This window comes from Paraburkholderia sp. RL18-085-BIA-A (assembly GCF_046027075.1).
GTDB lineage: Bacteria > Pseudomonadota > Gammaproteobacteria > Burkholderiales > Burkholderiaceae > Paraburkholderia.
Genome location: NZ_JARESU010000490.1, coordinates 1 through 975, shown reverse-complemented (window position 1 = coordinate 975; position 975 = coordinate 1). Strand labels below are relative to the sequence as shown.

The following is a 975-nucleotide window of genomic DNA, read 5'->3' as shown; positions in this document are numbered from 1 at the left end:
ACGGCCCGATCCGCGACCTCGGCCTGCAACAGCCGTTCGAGCAGCCATTGCGAAGACGCCGCCTCGACATTCACCTGTTCGAGCAGTTCGGCCCAGCCGGCAGCCATGCCGTGCAGCCGCAAGTGTTTGAGTTCGACAATCAGATCACGCATGACCGGCCTCCGGCTGTTGCAGTGCCGGGCGCAGCCCGTCGTAGCGCGATGTGTCGGCCAGCGGCGGTGTCGTCAGCTGTAGCGCAGTATCGATCTTCGGCGGCATCTGCACGCTGCGCATGCGCGACAGTACGTTCACCACATGCTCGACGCTCACGCGCCCGGAGGGCGGCGCCTGCTCCAATGCGAGTTCGACTGCAACCACTACGGCATCCAGACCGCTTTCCGGGACCAGCGCCAGAACCTTAGCCATTACCCGGTCGCCGCCTGGCTCACGTAGTAACGCCCGACGCAGCCGTTGCAGCGGCTCGGGCATGTCATGGAACGGCGCACCGTTGCGCAGGGCTCCTGGCTTGCGCTGGATCAGCGGGATGTAATGCTGCCACTCGTATCGCACCTGTCCTTCGTCGGCCAGTCGATCGTGTTCGGCCACCACGGCATCGTCGCCAACCACCACGACACGGCCAGGATAGAGCCGCGTGCTGAGCATCTGGCCTGCGAATTCGCATGGCACGGAGTAGCGATTGCGGCCAATCACCACCAGGCAGGTCGACGAGACTCGTGCCGCACGCTCAACATAACCGTCAAACGGTGTTGGCATCGGCATCAGATGGGCGCGTTCCTGCTCGAACACGTCGGCAACACTCAGCTCACGATAGTCCGGATGCTTCACCTGATCCCACAACGACCGGCACCGGGTCGCCAGCCATGCATTCAGATCAGCGAAACTGCCGAAGCGTTGCCCACGCGCCTCAATCCAGATACGCAGGCGGCTGTCCTGCACGTTCTTCTCGACGACGCCTTTCTCCCAGCCACTGGCGAC

2 protein-coding genes are annotated in these 975 nt (G+C 63.7%); both read right to left on the bottom strand.

All coding sequences use genetic code 11. The annotated features are described in order from the left end of the window. Positions 1-152 (bottom strand): ATP-binding protein (locus tag P0D89_RS53445; RefSeq protein ID WP_408379724.1); only part of this gene is annotated, 152 nt, incomplete at its 3' end. Beyond that, positions 145-975: Mu transposase domain-containing protein (locus P0D89_RS53440; protein ID WP_408379722.1), on the bottom strand; the 831-nt coding region annotated here is incomplete at its 5' end. The genes P0D89_RS53445 and P0D89_RS53440, both read right to left, overlap by 8 nt.